3 protein-coding genes and 1 pseudogene are annotated in these 5,060 nt (G+C 70.4%); 2 read left to right on the forward strand and 2 right to left on the reverse strand.

Annotated features, from left to right (window positions below):
* A pseudogene (locus tag E1285_RS43070) lies at positions 1 to 327 on the reverse strand (hypothetical protein); the annotation flags it as partial.
* 285 nt (positions 328 to 612) lie between these two features.
* Between E1285_RS43070 and E1285_RS43075 the strand changes: the two are divergent.
* Together E1285_RS43075 and E1285_RS43080 are read left to right on the forward strand one after the other, a co-directional pair.
* Complete coding sequence (locus tag E1285_RS43075) at positions 613 to 2,193, forward strand: succinic semialdehyde dehydrogenase (RefSeq protein ID WP_132160687.1); 1,581 nt, start codon at positions 613 to 615, stop codon at positions 2,191 to 2,193.
* 9 nt (positions 2,194 to 2,202) lie between these two features.
* Entirely contained in the window at positions 2,203 to 3,954 is a 1,752-nt protein-coding gene (locus E1285_RS43080; protein WP_132160688.1) for a GMC family oxidoreductase, read from the forward strand.
* A gap of 141 nt (positions 3,955 to 4,095) precedes the next feature.
* Here the strand turns inward: E1285_RS43080 and E1285_RS43085 are convergent, their stop codons facing one another.
* Positions 4,096 to 4,935: an alpha/beta hydrolase gene (locus tag E1285_RS43085; RefSeq protein WP_132160689.1), complete on the reverse strand. Its 840-nt coding sequence runs from the start codon at positions 4,933 to 4,935 to the stop codon at positions 4,096 to 4,098.
* Positions 4,936 to 5,060: the final 125 nt, after the last annotated feature.

Below are 5,060 nucleotides of genomic sequence, written 5' to 3' on the forward strand. Positions count from 1 at the left end.
GCCGTGTTCGGCCCAGAGCCGTTCGGCGGCGGCGAGCAGGGCGGTGCGGGTCTGCTCGCGGCGGTCCCCGCGCGGATGGGGACCACGCGGGTCAGGCGGCTTGGGACGCCCTGAGTCGGGCGGCCGGGGGCCGGGGGGCCGGCTGCTCGGCGGTTGGGTGCCGGGCGGTCGGGGGTGCTGCTCGCTGCCGCCGGGTGTCCCCTTCATGTCGTGGCGGGGCGTGCCCGTCGCGTCGGTCTTGCGGGGTGTCCCTGCCGTGTCCGCCTCGTGGCGGGGCGGGCCTTCCTTGTCACCCTCGGGCCGATGGTCGCCGCGGGTGTCCGTCATGTGGTGTTCCCCTCCGTCGTGGAGCGCGTCCCGCGGTGTCCGGGCGCGCGGCAGCGAACGTCCGGGCGGCGGGTCGCGCCGAGATTCTCATCCCCTCTCTTCGGGATACACCGGCCGGACATCGTCAGTCTCCGAGTTGCACAACTCCGCCTGGGTTGGAACGGTCCGTTCGGCCGTGAGTCATCAAGGAGGGACGAAGAACCGGGAGCGGGTGTGGCAAACCACCATAAGAGCCGCATTACTTGCGGGTAGCCAAGAATGGCCAGGGGGTCATACCCTGCCAACATGGCATCCCCGACGGTCCCTGCCAAAGGCGCGGCAGAGCACAAGCTCCCCCAGACCCTGATAGACCGGCTGGCCACGCACGTCGCCTCGGGCGGCGCCGACACCGTGACGATTCCCAGCCCGTTCACCGGCGAGCCCCTCGCGACCGTCCCGATCTCCAGTGCCGGCGACGTCCGCGCGGCACACGAGAAGGCGCGGGCGGCGCAGCGGGAGTGGGCGCTGCGGCCGGTGAGCGAGCGGGTCAAGCCGTTCCTGCGGCTGCCGGACGCCCTGGTCGACCGGCGCGAGGAGATCCTCGACGTCATCCAGCTGGAGACCGGCAAGGCCCGGCGTCACGCTTTGGAGGAGTTCCTCGACGTGGCGCTGTGCTCGCTCTACTACGCCCGGCGGGCCGCGCGGCTGCTGAAGCCGCGGCGCAGGCAGGGCATGATGCCGGGGGTCACCCGGGTGCGTGAGCTGCGGCATCCGAAGGGCGTCGTCGCGCTGATCGCCCCGTGGAACTATCCGTTCGCGCTCGGCGCGAGCGACATCGCGCCCGCGCTGATGGCCGGTAACGCGGTGATCCAGAAGCCCGACACCCAGACGTGCCTGTCCAGCCTGTGGGTCCTGGATCTGCTGGTCGAGCTGGGGCTGCCGCGGGACGTCTGGCAGATCGTCGTGGGGGAGCCGTCCGAGGTCGGTGACCCGCTGCTGGACGAGGCCGACTACGTGTCCTTCACCGGGTCGACGCGCGGCGGCAAGGCCATCGCCGAGAAGGTCGCGCCGCGGCTGGTCGCGTACTCGCTGGAGCTCGGCGGCAAGAACCCGATGATCGTCATGCCGGACGCCGACGTCGAGCGCACCGCGCGGGGCGCCGTCCGCGCCTGCTTCACCAACGCCGGGCAGCTGTGCATCTCGATCGAGCGGATGTACGTGCACGAGGACATCTACGACAAGTTCGTCCCCCGGTTCGTCGAGGTCGTCAACGGCATGAAGCTCGGCACCGGGCTCGACTTCGACGCCGAGATGGGCTCGCTGACCTACCAGAGGCAGCTTGAGGCGGTGACCCGGCACGTCGACCAGGCCGTCAAGGAGGGCGCGACGGTTCTGGCGGGCGGGAAGGCCCGTCCGGACGTGGGTCCGCTGTTCTACGAGCCGACGATCCTCGCGGACATCAGCGGCGACATGGACCTGTGCGCCAGCGAGACGTTCGGGCCGGTGGTCGCCGTCTACAAGTACCGGGACGAGGACGAGGTCGTCGAGCGCGCCAACGACACCCCGTACGGGCTGAACGCGTCGGTGTGGACGAAGAACCCGTCGAAGGGCCGCCGTCTCGCCGCCCGCATCCAGGCGGGGACGGTCAACATCAACGACGGGTACGGCGCGGCGTACGCGTCCTACGACTCCCCGATGGGCGGGATGAAGCAGTCGGGGGTGGGGCGCCGGCACGGGGCCGAGGGCCTGCTGAAGTTCACCGAGGTGCAGACCGTCGCGAGCCAGCACTTCGTCGACCTCGAACCCCCCGGCCGCATCGGCTACGACAAGTTCGCCACATTCATGGCGACGGGCGTCAAGCTGATGAAGAAGCTGCGGATCAAGTAGGGAACGCGCGTGAAGCATGACTTCGACGTGCTCGTCGTCGGCTCCGGATTCGGCGGCAGCGTCTCCGCGCTGCGCCTGACCGAGAAGGGCTACCGGGTCGGCGTGATCGAGGCGGGCCGCCGCTTCGACACGAACCCGTCCGGGGCACCCGGGGCCCGGTATGCGGAGCTGCCCAAAACGAACTGGCGCGTCGCCCGCTACCTGTGGGCGCCGGCGCTGGGACTGACCGGCATCCAGCGGATGCACCTCATCCGCGGCGCCAAGTCCAGCCGCGTGATGGTGCTGGCGGGCGCGGGCGTCGGCGGCGGGTCGCTGAACTACGCCAACACCCTGTACGTCCCCCCGGAGCCGTTCTTCAAGGACCGGCAGTGGGCGCACATCACCGACTGGCAGGCCGAGCTCGCGCCCCACTACGAGCAGGCCGAACGCATGCTCGGCGTCGTCCGGAACACCACGTCGACCGCGGCGGACAAGGTCATGAAGAAGGTCGCCGACCGGATGGGGAAGGGCGACACCTTCGTCCAGACGCCCGTCGGCGTCTACTTCGGGCGCGGCGCGGGCATCGAGAGCGCCGACCCGTACTTCGGCGGGACGGGCCCGCGCCGCCGCGGCTGCCTGGAGTGCGGCGAGTGCATGGTCGGCTGCCGCCACGGCGCGAAGAACATGCTCACGGAGAACTACCTTTACCTTGCCGAGAAGGCGGGGGCCCGCGTGATGCCGCTCAGCCGCGTCACCTCGGTCAAGCCGCTGGCCGGCGGGGGATACCAGGTGGAGATCGTCCGGACCGGCTCGTTCGGCCGCAACCGCAAGACGTTCACCGCCGAGCAGGTCGTCTTCGCCGCCGGCACGTACGGCACGCAGAAGCTCCTGCACAAGCTGAAGTCGACCGGCGCGCTTCCGCGCCTGTCGGACCGGCTGGGGACGCTGACCCGCACCAACTCCGAGGCGATCCTGGGCGGCGGCCGCCGCAACGGGCGGCCCGGCCCCGACTTCTCCGAGGGTGTGGCGATCACGTCCTCCTTCCATCCCACTCCGGACACGCACATCGAACCCGTGCGCTACGGCCGCGGCTCGAACCTGCTCGCCGGGCTGCAGACCCTCCTCGTGGACGGCGACCGGCCGGGCGAGAAGCACACGCCCCGCATCCTGAAGTTCGCCCGCGAGGTGGTCCGCCGCCCCCGCGACCTGATGCAGCTGGCCGATGTGCGGCGCTGGTCCGAGCGGACGGTGATCGCGCTGGTCATGCAGACCCGCGACAACTCGATCACCCTGCGCCCGAAGAAGGGCCCGTTCGGCTGGGACGTCCGCGCGTCCGCCGGCCACGGTGAGCCCAACCCGACGTGGATCCCCGAGGGCCACGAGGCGACGCGCCTGATCGCCGAGGAGATCGGCGGCATGCCCGGCGGCTCCTGGGGCGACCTGTTCGACGTCCCGATGACCGCGCACTTCCTCGGCGGCTGCGCCATCGGCGACTCCGCCGAAACCGGCGTCATCGACGCCTACCACCGCGTCTACGGGCACCCGGGCCTGCACGTCGTGGACGGCTCCGCGATCTCCGCCAACCTGGGCGTCAACCCGTCCCTGACCATCACCGCCCAGGCCGAACGTGCCATGTCGCTCTGGCCGAACCGCTCCGAGGACGACCTCCGCCCCGCGCTCGGCAACCCGTACCGCCGCCTCGCACCCGTCCCGCCGAAGAACCCGGTCGTCCCGGCCGGTGCCCCCGCGGCCCTCACCCTCCCGATCGTCGACATCACCTGACACGACCGCCCCCTCTCCCAGTTCGACTCTCGGATTGTCGAGCCCGCGGAGGGGGCAGCGGAACAGAATGCGATCCTGTGGAAAACTCCGGCTTGCTGATCATGGCGGCACGCGAGCCATGTCCGCGGCGGCACTTGAGCGTTAAGGGGCGGTCGCCAGGAACGCGAGCAGGGCGGCCGTGAGCTCGGCGGGGCGGTCCTCCGGCAGCAGGTGGCCCGCGGCGTCGATGACGTGCAGTTCGGCACCTGGGATGACGGCAGCGAGCTCCCGGCCGCGTTCGGCGGGAACCCAGGTGTCGTCGGCGCCCCAGCACACGGATACCGGCAGCTCGATCGCCGCGTAACCGCTCTGGACGCGGTCGGTGTAGGACTGATCCGCTCGCCGCTGGGCGAGTTGACGGTAGAAGGCGGCCTGACCGTCAGCGCCGAGCCACGGGGCGGTCAACGCGTCCAGAACGCCCGGACGCAGACCAGGAGAACTGGCCGTAGCCACGTACTCCCGCAGCAATACCCGGTGAACCGTGCTCGGCAGTCGTCGGAAGACCTCAGTGTGTTCTCCTACCAGCGCGAAGAACTCGCTGCCCCACGGCGCCAGGGAACCCGCGTCAACCAGCGCCAAGCGGCGATAGGCGACGCCGCGGTCAATGTGCGCGCCCAGCGCGACGGCACCGCCGGAGTCGTGTGCGACCACATCCGGACGGACGAGCCCCCAATGCCCGACCAGTTCGGCGAAGACCCCGGCGAGGGCATCCAGCGACAGGTCCTGCCCCTCGAACATGGAGGAGGAGCCATATCCAGGCATGTCGAAGACATAGACCGAGCGGCTGACCGCCAACGCACCGGCAATGTCACGCCAGATGAACGAGGAGAACGGCGTGCCGTGCAGTAGCACGATTCCTTCGGCGTGCGGATCGCCTAGCCGGTCCCATCGGACCTCTCCCAGTGCGCTGTCATACCTGTTGGTCAGCGCCCACCCGTTCACCTATGTCTCCTCCTCTCTGCCTCTGTAACTGTGCGTCTTCCCCTCCGGACGGAGCGGGAACCCCGCCGCTACGGCGTGCTCGTCACAATGGGTGGGGCGGCGGGTTGCCGGGGGAGGTTCAGGGC

It is taken from the genome of Actinomadura sp. 7K507, from assembly GCF_004348425.1.
In the GTDB taxonomy this organism is placed as follows: Bacteria; Actinomycetota; Actinomycetes; order Streptosporangiales; family Streptosporangiaceae; genus Spirillospora.

Excerpts from the sequence above, each read along its gene's own strand:
- E1285_RS43075 (WP_132160687.1), top strand. The coding sequence starts at position 613 with ATGGCATCCCCGACGGTCCCTGCCAAAGGCGCGGCAGAGCACAAGCTC.